Annotated in this window: 11 protein-coding genes; 3 read left to right on the top strand and 8 right to left on the bottom strand. The window is 43.2% G+C overall.

What is annotated here, in order from left to right; translation table 11 throughout:
* Positions 1 to 133 precede the first annotated feature (133 nt).
* Positions 134 to 1,708: a metallophosphoesterase gene (locus tag HCR01_RS02370; RefSeq protein WP_193194119.1), complete on the top strand. Its 1,575-nt coding sequence runs from the start codon at positions 134 to 136 to the stop codon at positions 1,706 to 1,708.
* A 136-nt stretch (positions 1,709 to 1,844) separates the two neighbouring features.
* Here HCR01_RS02370 and HCR01_RS02365 read toward each other — a convergent pair whose 3' ends face one another.
* The 6 genes from HCR01_RS02365 to HCR01_RS02340 all read right to left on the bottom strand — a co-directional run bounded on the left by HCR01_RS02365 (position 1,845) and on the right by HCR01_RS02340 (position 7,802).
* A complete protein-coding gene (locus HCR01_RS02365; RefSeq protein ID WP_193194117.1) occupies positions 1,845 to 3,029 on the bottom strand; it encodes an NAD(P)H-quinone oxidoreductase subunit H in 1,185 nt (394 codons plus the stop codon).
* Positions 3,030 to 3,142: 113 nt separating this feature from the next.
* A complete protein-coding gene (locus HCR01_RS02360; RefSeq protein WP_193194115.1) occupies positions 3,143 to 4,036 on the bottom strand; it encodes an AraC family transcriptional regulator in 894 nt (297 codons plus the stop codon).
* Between the two features lie 287 nt (positions 4,037 to 4,323).
* The gene (locus HCR01_RS02355; protein WP_193194113.1) at positions 4,324 to 4,731 is read right to left on the bottom strand and encodes a hypothetical protein; all 408 of its coding nucleotides are present in this window, start codon (positions 4,729 to 4,731) and stop codon (positions 4,324 to 4,326) included.
* A 591-nt stretch (positions 4,732 to 5,322) separates the two neighbouring features.
* A complete protein-coding gene (locus HCR01_RS02350) occupies positions 5,323 to 5,754 on the bottom strand; it encodes a CAAD domain-containing protein (protein WP_193194111.1) in 432 nt (143 codons plus the stop codon).
* A gap of 179 nt (positions 5,755 to 5,933) precedes the next feature.
* Positions 5,934 to 6,395 (bottom strand): BON domain-containing protein, encoded by a 462-nt coding sequence (locus HCR01_RS02345; protein WP_193194109.1) that lies wholly within the window; start codon positions 6,393 to 6,395, stop codon positions 5,934 to 5,936.
* A gap of 138 nt (positions 6,396 to 6,533) precedes the next feature.
* Positions 6,534 to 7,802, bottom strand: coding sequence for a histidine kinase (locus tag HCR01_RS02340; protein WP_193194107.1), 1,269 nt, complete (start codon positions 7,800 to 7,802; stop codon positions 6,534 to 6,536).
* A 369-nt stretch (positions 7,803 to 8,171) separates the two neighbouring features.
* Between HCR01_RS02340 and HCR01_RS02335 the strand changes: the two genes are divergently transcribed.
* Positions 8,172 to 8,423 carry a hypothetical protein gene (locus tag HCR01_RS02335; RefSeq protein ID WP_193194106.1) on the top strand — a complete coding sequence of 84 codons (252 nt, stop codon included), beginning with the start codon at positions 8,172 to 8,174 and terminating at the stop codon, positions 8,421 to 8,423.
* Positions 8,424 to 8,634: 211 nt separating this feature from the next.
* Here the strand turns inward: HCR01_RS02335 and HCR01_RS02330 are convergent, their stop codons facing one another.
* Together HCR01_RS02330 and HCR01_RS02325 are read right to left on the bottom strand one after the other, a co-directional pair.
* Positions 8,635 to 9,057, bottom strand: a complete 423-nt coding sequence (locus HCR01_RS02330) for a DUF3110 domain-containing protein (protein WP_193194104.1) — start codon at positions 9,055 to 9,057, stop codon at positions 8,635 to 8,637.
* 33 nt (positions 9,058 to 9,090) lie between these two features.
* Positions 9,091 to 9,318 carry a hypothetical protein gene (locus tag HCR01_RS02325; protein ID WP_193194102.1) on the bottom strand — a complete coding sequence of 76 codons (228 nt, stop codon included), beginning with the start codon at positions 9,316 to 9,318 and terminating at the stop codon, positions 9,091 to 9,093.
* Between HCR01_RS02325 and HCR01_RS02320 the strand changes: the two genes are divergently transcribed.
* Positions 9,319 to 15,057: a translocation/assembly module TamB domain-containing protein gene (locus HCR01_RS02320; RefSeq protein ID WP_193194100.1), complete on the top strand. Its 5,739-nt coding sequence runs from the start codon at positions 9,319 to 9,321 to the stop codon at positions 15,055 to 15,057.
* Positions 15,058 to 15,180 lie beyond the last annotated feature (123 nt).

Genomic DNA, 15,180 nt, shown 5'->3' with positions numbered 1-15,180 from the left:
GAGTGGGGAGACAATGAGGAGAAGGAGAACAAGAGGGACAAGGGGGAAAATAATAACTTTTGACTCTTGACTCTTGACCCTTGACCCTTAACCCTTGCCCAATTCCTAGTGAAAGATTCAGGAGTAAGTGGCGTTGAAATTTGTATCTGATCCGGCGATCACTAAAAAAATTCGCAAGATGAATCAGCGGGTGCGGTGGCAAGATCCGTTGATTGTGGAACGAGGCATTGATCAAACTCGGCTAGTGCTGGAAGATGATCAGGCAGATGATTCTGAGTTCTCGTTTTTGGTTGTAGGTGATAGTGGTTCTGGATCACACAAGGGACACAATCCCCAGCGACAGGTTGCTGAACTCATGCTGCCCCATCACAATGAATGCCGTTTTATGCTGCATATGGGTGATGTGATTTATCTAGTGGGGTCGAGTGAATACTACCAGCAAAACTTTATCAAGCCTTACCGAGAGTTTATCTTGGGCGGAGAGCATCCAAGACAGATAGCTTACGACCAGATGATTTTCAGTCTGCCCATTCTACCTGTACCTGGAAATCATGATTACTATGACTTGCCGATACTTTTGAGCTTAGCGTCCTTGACAACATTACCTATTCGTCAGCTGTTGCGATCGCGGCTAGACATTGATGTAGGCTTACATGGCTCAAACGCAGGTGATGCTTATGCAAAGGCGTTTTTGGACTATCTCAAGGCGTTTCAGCTTCCTGGAGAATTAGATCGTCACTTAAACAAGCACTACACTGCTAAGACAGATACAGGGCGTTGTCTTTGCTATGAACCTGGGCAATTCACCCGCCTCCCTAATCGCTACTACACTTTTCGCTATGGCGGTATTGACTTCTTTGCTCTGGACTCTAATACATTTAATGATCCATTGCCACTGCCTAAAACAAAAGAAGGCGCAGCTGATCGGAAAATTCTAGAAAAACGTCGTCAGGATTTAGAGCAGGAAAAAATGCAAATCTTGGAAGAATCAGCAAAGCTTAATCCCGACAATTCTCAAGAAGCCGATCAACTGGATGACATGCAAGGTAAGGTGTCACAAATTGAAGAAATTGTAGTTGATATCGACAAGCAACTGAGTTCTAACCAACAAACACTAACTGACATCGAACAACTTGACTGGCTCAAGCAAAGACTAATTGAATCTTGGAATACCGCCGAAGTTCGGGGAAGGATAATTTATTTCCACCATCCTCCCTATGTAACTGAGGCGACGAAATGGCAACAGGCACAGACTCTTGTAATTCGTCACCGCTTGCGTAGTGTATTGGATGCGGTGGCTGAAAAAGTAGGTTCTTTAACTCAAGGGCGTCCCCTGATAGATCTGGTATTAAACGGTCACGCGCACTGCTTAGAATACCTGAAGACAATGGACACAGGACACGCTGATTCTCACATCCACTGGATTGTTTGTGGCGGTAGTGGGTATAGCCTGCGACGCCAGCGAACTGAAGGGCCAGATTTGGTGGAAACTTTTGGCAGTACAGATAAACAAGAGAGTAGATTAGTAGCGCGATCGCATTTCTTTCTCGGTCGCAACGGTCAAGGTTCCCAGAAACGACGACCTTACTCAGGTCTACGGATTGATGTTAAAGGCGAACATCAGCCCCAATTCATTATCCGTCCCTTAGTTGCCGAATGGTATCAGCGGCATTGGCATCATCCTGAACTTGAGCCGTTGAGCATTTAAGGAATGGGGCATTGGAAGCTTTGAGGTTCTAAGGTGGATGAATCCAGTTCTGAGGCGGATGAATCCAGTTCTGAGGTGGATGAACGAAGATCTAACTCTCCCCTGCTCTCCCGCTCCTCCGCTCCCACTCATTTATTTAACGGTCTACCGACCCCATCACAACATCAATACTTCCTAAGATGACGAAAATATCTGCTACTTTTTGACCCCGGATTAACTGAGGTAAAACTTGCAAATTATTGAAATCGGCTGGACGGATTTTCCAACGCCAGGGGAAAACATGATCATCACCGATGAGATAAATTCCTAATTCTCCTCTCCCTGACTCTACACGGACATAATTTTCACCTTGAGGAATCTTAAATGTGGGTGCAACTTTTTTGGCAATGAACTGGTAATCAAACCCGTTCCACTCAGATTTAGCCCCTGCTACCATGCGTTGTGCTTCCAAATTTTCGTATGCACCACCAGGTAATCCCTTGAGTGCTTGCTGAATAATCTTGACTGACTCACGCATTTCCCCAATTCTCACAAGATATCTAGCAAAGCAATCTCCTGCTGTATGCCACTGTACTTCCCAGTTAAAATCGTCGTAGCATTCATAGTGGTCAACCTTTCGTAAATCCCACTTCACCCCAGAAGCCCGTAACATGGGGCCAGAAATACCCCAGTTAATAGCATCTTCCCGACTTAGAACTCCCACACCCTCAGCTCGGCGGCGAAAAATGGGGTTATTGGTCATTAATTTTTCATACTCATCGATTGTGGGTACAAAGTAGTTACAAAAGTCTTCGCATTTATCCACCCAACCAAAAGGAAGGTCAGCAGCAACCCCTCCCATGCGAAAATAATTATTGTTGACCATGCGATAGCCTGTGGCAGCTTCAAACAAGTCAAGAATCATTTCGCGATCGCGCAAAGTGTAAAATATCGGAGTTTGTGCGCCAAAGTCTCCTAGAAAAGGCCCTAACCACAGCAGATGGTTAACAATTCGAGCTAACTCCAGCATGATTACCCGAATGTAGCTAGCACGTTTTGGAATGGAGATATTTGCTAATTTCTCAACAGCATTTACCGTTACTGCTTCATTAAACATCCCGCCATAGTAATCCCATCTACTCACATAAGGGACATACATAATGTTGGTACGGTTTTCAGCAATCTTTTCCATACCTCGGTGCAGGTAGCCGATAACAGGTTCACAGTCTACGACATCTTCTCCATCCAAGGTGACAACAATCCGAAAACACCCATGCATAGAGGGATGATGAGGGCCAAAGTTAATCACCATTGGGTCAGTTTTAGTTTCAATTCTGCCCATAAATAAAGTTTCCTTAATCCCTAAACATGCAGAACAAAATGCCGTTTTTGGATAGTGTAGGAACTTTACGAGCTAGAGTCTTTCAAATTCGTCTGATTTTTTGCATATTTGCCCTATCTTTGTTGAATAGTTTTCGGAGTTACACCCAATAGACGTTTAAATTGAAAATTCAGATGGCTTTGACTAGCAAAACCAACCAAGCGAGCAATGTCAGCGATCGCCATTTCTCCCTTCAGCAATAATTCCTTGGCTCGTTCTACTCGACAGTAAATTACATATTTATGAGGAGTCATTCCTATCGATTGTTTAAAAAGCTGGGAAAAATAATGAGGACTCATTGGTATCAACGCCGCCAATTCTGCTAAACCTAAATTTTGGTCGAGATGTTCGTGAATATAATCAATAACTTGCTGTAATTCCCGCCGTGGCAGACTTTTATATGCTTTTAATATTAGTTTTCGTGTGGAGTAGTGTTGCATTAAATGTACTGATAAAGCATTCACCATCGTCTCTGCATAAAGACGACTCCCTGAAGGATTGTTTTCCAAAATGCTTTTTAGTGCTAACCCTATTTGATAAACTAGGGGGTCTGGTGTGGCAAAGTGCGGCACAAGTTCAATCTGCTCGCTATCTGCTGTTTCATCAACTGCACGAGCAAGAATCTGTGGTTCAATGCCGAGTAAGATAAAGTCTCCCTCAGCATCCCAAGAAGCCTCATGCCCGATGTTCACGGGAGTAATGACTATATCACCGCCAAATACAGCATCACGATGTCTGCGTCCATCTATTTTCCGTTCAGCATAAATTACCCGCTCTCCATGAGTAAAAATGCCAAGAGAGTGCCACCGGGGAGTGGAAACTTCAGGAAATGCATAAGCAGGCTGACACATATACCCAAATGAAAAACCAGGCCAACCTGCTTGAAGGCTTGTGAGAATTGGTAGACGCGGGTAAAGCGGGAATATTTCATCTTCTTTGGTGATAACTAATGGCTTTTGTTCTGACATGGGCTACCACAAATTCTTACAAGCCCAATTTATCAAAAGCTGAGAAACGCTAACTAAACATTGATGTTAAAAACAATAACTCTACTAACGCCAAGCGCGATCGCTACCTCAAGCACTATTTATCCCTTGGTGGCATAATCCTGTTGAGTCGTTTAAAATTTGCTCCCACTCATCAATCTACTTAAATAGCAATACAGACGTGATTAATCGCGTCTGTATAACCTGTCCCGCTAGCCCTTTTACGTGTAATTGCACCTAGGAAAATCCGAAAAAGTAATAGATATTAACTAAATTACTCCTGGGCCTTTACCCCGTTTGTCACCCTTTTCTGTCAACTTACCTTCCTCGTCCTGATTAATTTCTCCGAGTTCTTCAACACGTTCAGCGGTGTCTTCTGCTGCTTGTTTACGTGCATCACCTGGTTGTTCGTAGTACATTTCCGGTTCAACTGCATAGTTGTTCGCCAAACCTTCTTTGTCCACAGTGTAGCCGTCAGTGGTGCGTATACTCCCGCTATCGGTTTGGTCATCGGTAGGCGCACCTGCCTCTCTCTCTTCTGTGGGAAGTGTTTTGTACTTATCTCCTTCTCTTTTCATCCGAGCAGCAGTTTCAGCTGGGATAATGCCGCGATCGTATGTATCTACTTCAGCCCGATCTGATGAGTCTATTGATTTATTATCTGCTTGATTAGCCATAATTTATGTCCTCGTTTCGTTAAAGATTTTGTTGAATAACTTCGAGAACTAGATTAGGAGGTTTCTCATTTATAATCTACTATCTTTAGAAGTGATTTGTATTAAAAGATATATTATTTTCTCTGTCTTTGGATGTATTTAGAACAACAATGCAAGTCAGCAAGGTAATACACAATTTCTATTAAAGATTAAGCTACTGAGAGTCATCATAGCTATATTAGAATATAACTCATCGGCTATAATTGCTTATTGATTAAATAGAGTAATTTACTTCTAAACAAAATCCAACCAAATACAGGATGGAAATTACCCATCTACTATAATAAAACATTGGCATTGCTGAATTGAAGTATAAAATTTAAAAACTTAACATCTTAAATTCTTACTCTCTGCGCCTCTGTCTTTAAAAGCTTTGATCGGAGGAAACCTCCGATCAAACTTTTCGCTGCGTCTCTGCGTGTTAGCATTCGCGGAGTGTTTCGTAGAGAAGCGGGGCGTAGCCCGGTAAATTCATACCTGGATTCAGCAACGCCAAAATATTCAACAGTACCAACTCCTGCCTTAAAACTAAGTTAATGAGTTTAAAATTTGTTAGCCTACAATTTGCTCTTTTAGTATTTGAATTTCCTTAGCTAATTCTTGCCGAGTTGAAGCTCTGATGAGATAACGGGAACTAAACCACGTGGCATAACCAATTCCAATTAACTCAAAAGTTGGTGATAACAGTGGAATATCGTTAATTGCATCCAGTACTGCTAGCACTACTTTAACTGTAACAATCGCAGTTAAAATTAAAGCTACAGTTATTAAAGACTGACTGTATTTATTAAAAAACCTACTTAAATAATCAGGCAGTTGTTCTAAAAATTGAGCAATTTGTTTGCTAACTTGCTGCCATTGTGATTCTGGTTCAGGAGCAGGTGGTAACTTTGGTAAGTTTGTAGTTTCTGCACCTTCCAGTGCTAGTAGACCTTGTGGTGACGTAGTATTGATAGATTCGAGTTGCTGTTGTTCAGCTTCCATAGTTTTTTCGGCAATTACGACAGTTTTTTTAAGTGACTGAGCTTAAATAAACATTATTTTGAGAGTCGTCAATTGTCAATTATCTGTGGTCAGTTGTATTGACTACTGACCACCATTTAGTAGGAGCATTAAAGTTTTATTTATGCTTACCTACTTCTATAAATTTGTTGTTAGCCACTTCAGCTTTTTGGTGGAGCAACAGTTGCTTTGTTAACTACGGCTGTGACACCTTTGATTTCTTTAGCTAAAGGTTCAATTTTAGATAACTGATCCTGATTATTTACAGTTCCCGCTACGGTAACAGTGCCATTTTCTACTGCATTAACTGTTAACTGTCCACCAGGTATATTAGCTTCCAATTTAGAGCGAACTTCACTAGCTAGGTCAGCTGGCGCTCTATTTGCATCGCCACCAGTTGCATTATTTCGCTGTTCACGAGCGCGAATATCTGCATCTAGTTGTCTTCTGCGGACTTCACTTTGTGCATCTTCTTTAGAAGCTTGTGTTGTTTGTGCAGTCGGCGCCTGTGGACTAGCATTAACAGTATCGGGCGCATCTACACTAGTTCTAGCAGGATCTTGACAAGCAGCTGCACCGAAAACTAAAAGGCCACTAATTAGGAAAGGAGTTAGCTTTTGCATATGTTTGATTCTGGCTCGAAAGAAGTCTGTTGATATTTGCGGCAGTAGTGAGGAGCAAGTATTTTAAGATAGAGCAAGGTTACGATATTCTTGCTCTAGCAATTTTTTAGAATGAGTGTGAGTGACAACTTTTTTGGGTTAAACTGTTTCGTCTCGACGGTCAACAATGATCACAGAAGGATCATGAGTTCCTGTTGAGTAATTAGTGCGAACGGTATCAGAATTTGTAACTCGGTCGAAACCAGAGCGATGTTCGCTTAAATCAGTAGCATCATAGATGGCGAATTCTTCTATACCTCGACGTTTGAGAATCCCTTCAGCATGACGTATTTCAGCTTCCGTACCATCTACAATTACTAAGTAGTCGCCTCGTTGAAAGCGATCGCTATAAACTCGCGCTCGATCTTCAGGAATTCCTAAGCCTACGAGTCCGCCAACTATACCCCCTGCTGCTGCACCAATCGCACCGCCAGTTACCGTTGTTGCTAAAGCAGTCGCGGCTGCACCACCGGCAATCACGGGCCCAACCCCAGGAATTGCTAAAGCGCCAAGTCCAACTAATAAACCGCCTAAACCGCCTAGAACGCCGCCTGTAGCCGCTCCAGTTTTGGCTCCCTCGCCTGCTTTATTACCTGCACCTGCATTTGTATCTACACCAGCTATATTTTGACCGTTTGCATCCTTGGCAATAATGGAAACGTTATTCATCGCGAAACCAGCATCTCGCAATTCTGTAAGTGCTGCTTCTGCATCTCGACGATGAGAAAATGCCCCGATCGCGCGTCTGCCGAAATCTCTACGAGCGGTAGTTGAAATTGGAGTAGTGGGAGTAGGAGTTACATAATCAGTAGTTGCATTTCTAGCATCTGGGTGATCATAAATGCCAAACTCTTCGACACCCCGATGATTTAGAATTGCTTGGGCGCTAGCGATTTCTGCATCTGTGCCATCTATAATGACTAAATAATGTCCTTGCTTGACTCGTTCATCGTAAACTCTGGCTCGTTCTTCGGGGATTCCTAACCCGATCAATGCACCCAATAAACCACCTGCTGCTGCACCAATACCAGCGCCAGCTAGAGTAGTAGCTAAGGTAGTTGCTGCGGCTCCGGCGAGCATGATTGGCCCAATTCCAGGGATTGCCAAAGTACCAAGACCGACTAATAAGCCAGTTAATCCGCCCAAAGCACCGCCTGTGACTGCTCCAGCTTTTGCACCTTCATCAGATTTATCGCCAACGCGATCGCGTACTTCAGCCCCAGCAATATCATCACGTTCCCCATCCTGGGTAATGACAGATACTCTATCCATGCCAAAACCAGCATTTTTTAAGTCATGGAGCGCTTGCTCAACATCACGACGATTAGAAAATACACCTACAGCACGCTTATGTAAACCTACAACCATGTCTTTTCTCCCAACACTAAAAAGCAATTATTCACAAATTTATAGTTGCCAATAATCCTCTTTATACCTTTTTAAATATTTTTTTTCATCAATCGCTTGGAGTAATTTTTACCTCTATCATTGGGCATAGGTGAATTTATCGAAATGCGTAAAAATTAGCAAGTATAAAATCTTGATTTATTCCCGACGATTTAATTTTTATTTGTGTCAATTACACACATATAAACAACTAAATTTTTCACTAAATACTAACTATATATAATATTTTTTAGCTTTTACATATCTTGTTCAATATGTTAATAACACATTAGTTTATTTGTAATTACTAAAGCCGTATATCAAATGAATTCGTGAGCAATTTGAGCAGTTTTGCAAAATATAGATTCAGAATATCTTGCTAATAGCGACTGCAAATCATCGCCAAATACTTGTAGATTTAATCAGCAAGATTTATCTCAAGAAGATATTAATCGCATTCATTGGTGCGATCGCTGTCAAATTTATAGCCTTATACCGATTCAATTAATGATTGCAACAAATCCTTTGGTAGAGACGTTGCAATGCAACGTCTCTACAATGATCTATCTGTCGCATTATTTTTTTTTAATTGGTATTACTTAGGTGAAGCTGCCATTTATTAGCGACAGATTTAATAGTCATAATCTCCTTATACTTTTCGCACTTTCACAGATTATTATTAAGTAATTTTATTTTTTTGGATTCTAAACAAATCTTTTTTATTAACTAACTATTCAAGCTTTAAACAGCATAAACAAGGGGTGTTGTTTATATTCCCCTTGTCCTGCTTTGAGTAATTAGCAACTTTAATTAATTACAACAATCCTTCCAATTTGCGACGAATGTTGTCAAGTTCAGAATCAGACAATTCTGGTTCTTCTAGTTGTTGGCTGGGTCGAATGTATTGATCAGTATCCTCCTTCGAGGCATCTGGTTGCCAATCAGTTTCTTCCACGTTAAGTTCGGGAACTTTTTCAATTAGAGGGCTGTTTTCCGGGACGATTTCCCATTCATAACCCGCACTTTCGCAAAATTCTTTGATTTCCTCAGCATCAATTGGCTCTGGTGTAGGTGCGGGGAAATCTTGAGCTTCTAACAGCAAAGAAAAGCGCGTGGCGTCGTCTTCTGACTCGAACATTAGAATTTTATTGCGATCGCCTACCCGAATCGTGTGAATCCCCTCATTTTCAGTTCGAGCGTTAAACATTAACACAAAAACACGCATAGGTGTAATCATCTGTTCTTTTTAAGGTCTATTCATATTAAAGTTCTAGGTTGTCCCTAAGGGAAAGTCACAGCGACAATTTTCACTTTCTGCGGATTTTCCTGAGAGTACCAACATTATTAAGGATAAATAACGAGTAGTGCAAATGCCGTAACTCAACCGATAAGGTCTTGGGTTTTGTTGATTTATCCTGGAAATGGCATAGTAAATTATTGTGCCAGTTAATGCTTGTGGTGTGCCAGCTACATCCGGCAATTGATACAGTGAAAGCAAATGATTAAATCTCCCAATCTAGATCATCACCCCTCTGCTCCTGTCCGCAAGCGTGTGTGGTTACTCGTGTTGAGTCGCGGTGGCATTGCCTTGGGCGGACTTTTGCTCATTGGAATTTTTGGCGGTATTTGGCGGTTGCGGACTTTTGTCCAAAAAGAGTTAACGCCACTGGCAGAACAAAGTCTCACTACTACACTCAATCGTCCGGTAAAACTAGGAAAAGTCAAAGAATTTTCCTTGACGGGGGTAAAGTTTGGGGCTTCAACCATCCCAGCAACACCTACAGATCCAGACCGAGCAGATGTCGATGCTGTAGAGGTGGGTTTTAACCTACTGCAATTAATCTTTAACCGCCAGCTAAAGCTAGATGTCACCTTAGTCAACGCCGATGTTTATATTGAACAAGATGACCAAGGGCGCTGGATTACCACTAACATAGCACCGCCAGGTAAAGGCGGAGGCATTAAAACAGATTTGGATAAACTGCGGTTTCGTAATGGCAAGCTGGCGTTGATGCCGCAGGTGCGGGGAGGCAGGGGAGCAGGGGAGGCAGGGGAGCAGGGGGAGCAGGGGGGCAGAGGAGCAGAGGGGCAGGGGAGAATAATAACTCAGGACTTAGCACTCAAAAAGCAATCTCCTGTGGCGTTTTCGCAAGTCAACGGAACTGCCCAACTCTTAGAAAACAACCAGCGAATCAGGTTTGACGTGGCAGGTCAGGCGGACAGTGGTGGCAACATTTCCATTCAGGGAGAGACGCGTTCTAAAGTACTAGCTGGCAACTTACAGTTGCAAGGGCAAGGCTTGCTGGCTGCGGATGTTACCCGCTTAATCAAGTTACCATTTAACCTAAAGGCGGGTCGAGTTAATGGCGACTTGCAGCAGGTTCAACTAGTCCCAGGACAGCCGACTTTATTGTATGGCAGTGCCAGTTTACAAGGGGTGACGCTTCAAGTACCCCGCGTACCACAACTATTTAACAACATCCAAGGCAACATTCGCTTCCAGGGAACGGAAGTGCAGCTAGACAATGTTGCCACTAATTACGGCAAAATTCCTGTAGTGGCTACGGGGATTATCGACTCCAAAGCAGGCTTTAAGTTAGCAGGGCGTGTAAATGCCGTGAGTTTGGCAAACGCCCAGGAGGCTCTCAAGATAACGCTGCCTGTACCTGTCGCCGGGCAAGTAAAAGCAGATTTACAGATGGTGGGGCCAACCACTAAGCCAATTCTCTCAGGCACAGTTACCACAATTAAAACTGCGCGGATTGACAAAGTTGATTTTAATAGCATCAGTAGCAAGTTTGATTTTTATACAGATTCTCCTAGAGTTACTCTGAGAGATATTCAAGGCAAAGCTACAGTTGGCGGTGAAATTACGGGTGCTGGTACAATCCAACTTGGTAAAGCTCCCCGACTCGATTTGAATTTCGCAGCCAAGAACCTTCCTGGAGATGCGATCGCTAAAGTTTACGAAACTAAACCTAACTTTAAAATCGGCACTATTTCAGCTACAGCTCAACTGCGAGGTGCTCCTACCAGTGTTCAAACTGTGGTACAGTTTCAAGCTCCTGGCGGAACTTACCCCGGAACTGGCGAAGTTGCGGTAGCTCCAAATCGTACCGTCTCTTTCCGCAATGTCGCCCTTAATGTTGCTAGTGGTATAGTGCGGGGAACTGGCAGTTACGCTAATCAACGTTGGCAAGCCGTTGCTCAAGCCTCTGGTGTCCAGGTAGAACCCTTTGTCAACAAAAATCAACTGCAAAATGTCTCTTTAGCGGGGGCGCTATTTAATGGTCGTCTGCTTCTTTCAGGAACTACAGGCCCATTCCAAGTGGCGACAATTCGCACTGAAGGGGCAGGAGTTCAAGTCGCTGGTGGTACAGTTGCAGTTTCTAATGTCCAGTTGCAAGACCAAAGCTTTTCTGCTCAATTAGTCGCAAATGGTGTGCGGCTAGGGCGAATATTGAAAAAGTCTCCCCCAGTTTTAACTGGGCCATTGGCGGGTACGTTTCAAATAGCAGGCAGCAGAGATAATTTCAGCCTCAAAACTCTACGCGCTACTGGTACAGCCCGCCTTGCTGTTGCTAGTGGTGCAGTTACAGCTAAAAATATCCAAGTTGCTGATGGTGTATATCAGGCGCAAATCCAAGCAAATAATGTACCTGTGCAACAGTTAGCAGGAGTTCCGGCACGGGTTAAAGGAGCCTTAAATGGTGATTTTAAGGTAGCGGGTTCTGTAGAGTCCTTCCAGCCGCAAAATATTCAAGCCAACGGTCAAGCACGGGTGAATATTGGAAGTGGCACAGTTATAGCCAAAAATATCCAACTGGCTAATGGTCGCTATCAGGCGCAAGTTCAAGCAAATAATGTGCCTTTGGAGCAATTGGCAGCAATACCGCCGCAGTTTCAAGGAGCGTTGAATGCTCAACTGAACGTGGCGGGTTCTGTGGAGTCTTTCCAACCGCAAAATATCCAAGCCAGCGGTCAAGGACAGGTAAATATCGCAGGTGGCGCAGTTACAGCCTCTAACATCCAATTGGTGAATGGTCGCTATCAAGCTGTAGTTGATGCTTCAGGTGTGGAATTAGGTCGGTTAAATCAGCAGTTGCGGGGTCAGTTTGGCGGTAGGGTGCAAGTAGTAGGCACACTAGAATCATCCAAATTAGCTGATGTGCGTGCTACTGGTCAGGTGCGGTTGTCTCAAGGTATACCTGGTTTTGAACAACCCCTAACAGCTGCGATCGCCTGGAATGGTGAAAGGCTTACCATTGAGCAAGCAACTGCTCCAGGTTTAAATATTACTGGTGCCATATTAGCCAATGCACAACGAGCAGGCATACCGGAAATTACCGCCTTAAATCTTAACGTCCAAGCGCAGAATTATAATCTTAAACAGTTACCTATTAATCTGCCTAATCAGTTGGCTGTAGCTGGTAAAGTTGATTTTAATGGACAAATTACTGGTAAGCTGCCCTTACCAAATGTTACAGGGCAAATCAAGTTACGAGACTTTATAGTTCAAGATATTGCTTTTGAGCCGTTATTAACTGGAAATATTCAGTCAGCGCAGGGAGGCGGTTTGAACTTAGACTTGACAGGTAGTAGTGACCGTATTGCTCTCAATCTAGATACGAAAAATCGTCCTCAATCCTTCCTAGTCAAATGGCAGCAAGCATTAGCATCAGGTCAAGCTCAAGGGGATAATTTGGCGCTCAAATTGGAGAACTTCCCCTTAAAAATATTGAATTTGACTGCACCACCGAATTTTCGCTTGGGTGCTGGTAGGGTAGCTGGGTTATTAACTGGGGATTTACTCGTTAATCAGCAGACATTAGCAGTAAATGGGAATTTAGCGATCGCTAATCCGCAAATTGGATATATTAAAGGCGATCGTTTAGCTGCTCAGTTCCGCTACGGTAATGGTCAAGCAACATTCACCAATAGTGAATTTGTCAAAGGCAACAGTCGTTATGCCTTTGCTGGTAATTTTGGTCAAACCGCCAAAGGGCCTCAATTACAAGGTAAACTTAACATCAACCAGGGTAATATTCAAGATGTCCTGGCAGTAGCACAGGTATTTGAATTACAAGATTTACAACGCGGTTCAGCAGAGCCAACCTACGGTACAGCAGCAGATTTGGCCACCAATCCCCAAGGTTTACCAAATCAACCTTTACTGAACCAACTCCAGCGCTTTTATGAAATTGACGCCCTGCTTGCAGAACAGGAACAACAGCAGATATCCACTCCCATACCAGATTTGGCAGACTTAAAGGGAACTTTTAACGGGGAAGTGGCTGTAGATACTGCCACAACTAACGGGCTTTCAGTGCAATTTAATTTGAATGGTCAAAACTTTGTTTGGGGTAAAGAAGAACAACCAGGTCGTTTTTATAAAGCTGATAGAGTAATTGCCGAAGGCAACTTTGAAAACGGGGTTTTGAGGTTGCGACCTTTACGGTTTGAATCTCAAAATAGACTAATTGCTTTTGCAGGTAACATTGGCGGTAATGAACAGTCTGGTCAACTGCGGGTAAGTAATTTTCCATTACAAGTACTGAATAATTTCGTTAAGCTCCCAGTTGGCATAACAGGTAATCTTAACGCTACAGCTGCTTTAGCAGGTAGCATTGCCAATCCTCAAGCTCAAGGCGAATTGCAAATCACAGAAGGAACGCTGAATCAAAAAGTAGTAGAGTCAGCAATGGCAAGTTTCAGTTATGCCAATGGACGTTTGAACTTTGGCAGCAACGTATCAGTTGCCGGGCCACAACCAGTTAATATTACTGGCAGCATACCTTACCAGTTGCCTTTTGCTTCCGTAACGCCAGACAGTGACCAAATAAGTTTGGATGTGAAGGTGGAAAATGAAGGATTGGCACTATTAAACCTGTTGACTAACCAAGTAGTATTTGAGAAAGGTGAAGGACAAGTAGACATTCAAGTGCGCGGGACGAGACAGCAGCCACAGGTAAATGGAATTGCTACCATTAATGATGCTACTTTTTCAGCACAAGCTTTGCCAGGAAAAGTAAGACGTGTCACAGGTAAGGTACAGTTTGATTTTGACCGTGTTTTGGTAGAAAATCTTCAGGGTAGATTTAGCCGAGGTAAGGTAGAAGCGGCTGGAGAGATTCCCATCTTTAACAATGACAAAGTGAGTATCAACAATCCCCTGACTGTTAACCTCGACCAGTTAAAGGTGAATTTGAAGGGATTGTATCAAGGAGGCGCTAACGGCAATTTGCAGATTACTGGTTCTGCTCTTAACCCATTAGTTGGCGGTAAAGTAGATTTGTTTGATGGTCAAGTTCTGCTAGCAGCAGATACCAACACCACGCAAAGTTCAAATAGTAGTATTGGTGTGTCACTTACCAAAGCCAACAAGCAAAGTAAAGCTGAAACGGGTAATGAGAATGCAAGGTTTAATAATCTAGAACTAGAGCTAGGGAAAAACGTCCAAATCACCCGTCCACCGATTCTCAACTTTCGAGCAACTGGTAATCTGACAGTTAACGGCTCCTTTGCTCAACCCATACCCGATGGCACTATTCGGCTAAAAGCAGGTGGGGTAAATTTGTTTACTACCCAATTTAGCCTGGCTCGTGGCTATGATCACACTGCAACTTTTACACCCAATCAACCCCGCGACCCCGATTTAGATATTCAGCTATTTGCCAAGGTTCTGGACATCATTCAGAATAGTGACTTCAGTCGCTCAAATTCTACTGGGTTAGCAGCCTTAGAAACTGTGCGAGTAGAAGCCAATATCAAAGGCCCTGCCAGTAAACTGAATGAAAATCTTCAATTAACTAGTAGTCCGTCACGTGGTCAAACAGAAATTGTGGCTCTGTTGGGTGGTGGATTTGTAGACACTCAGGGACGTGGTGACAGTACTTTGGGTCTGATAAACATAGCAGGCTCAGCTGTATTCAACAACTTTCAGTCAGCTTTTAACCAGATTGGCGGTGCTTTGGGTTTAAGTGAACTGCGTGTATTTCCCACCGTCATCTCTGAGAATCCCGAAGCGGGAAGGAGCAGCTCAAGTTTAGAATTAGCAGCAGAGGCCGGGATTGATATTTCTCCCAAAGTTTCCGTTTCTAGCATCAAGATTTTGACCGCAGATGATCCCTTTCAGTGGGGTGTAAATTACCGGATAAACGATGAATTTCGAGCGCGTGCTTCCACTAATTTATCTGATGACAGTCGTGCAATTGTGGAGTATCAAACGCGGTTTTAAATCAAACCTCGTGATTTGGGAAAAGGGTAAAGGGTAAATTCAAACATGCACCTCTTTCTCCTCCTAACCACCACCCCCGTTTATTTTCAAGGTAGGTCTAATAAAAAAGCGTTGCATGAAAAC

The sequence above is a fragment of the Nostoc sp. MG11 genome, from assembly GCF_014904695.1.
Taxonomy (GTDB): domain Bacteria; phylum Cyanobacteriota; class Cyanobacteriia; order Cyanobacteriales; family Nostocaceae; genus Komarekiella.
Note: the sequence above shows the minus strand (reverse complement) of the source record. Positions and strands in the feature narration are given on the sequence as shown.